Below are 294 nucleotides of genomic sequence, written 5' to 3' on the forward strand. Positions count from 1 at the left end.
TTTCGCAGTTGCGCGAGCTCGTTCCGCCCGAGTATGCGGTAATGATTGACTTGGCGGCTTGGGGGGCGCTGCGCTTTAACGAGATTCAATGCTTGCGCCGCATGGACCTTGACTTGAGTAAAGGTGTTGTAAGGGTGCGACGGGGCATAAGCCGGGGCATTGGCGGTCAGCTTATTGAGGGGCTGCCAAAGACTGACGCGGCTCAACGTGACGTTACTCTTCCCGCTGAGTGTGCCAAGCGCGTCACAGAGCACATGCACACCTTTGTTAGCAAGGATAAGGACGCCTTAGTTG

Annotated in this window: 1 protein-coding gene; it reads left to right on the forward strand. The window is 56.5% G+C overall.

All coding sequences use genetic code 11. The features are described 5' to 3' along the window. Positions 1-41: 41 nt before the first annotated feature. A partial coding sequence (locus tag QP381_RS08885; protein ID WP_285068625.1) for a hypothetical protein occupies positions 42-294 on the forward strand: 253 nt, incomplete at its 3' end.

The organism is Pauljensenia sp. UMB6358, from assembly GCF_030216865.1.
GTDB classification, from domain to species: domain Bacteria; phylum Actinomycetota; class Actinomycetes; order Actinomycetales; family Actinomycetaceae; genus Pauljensenia; species Pauljensenia turicensis_A.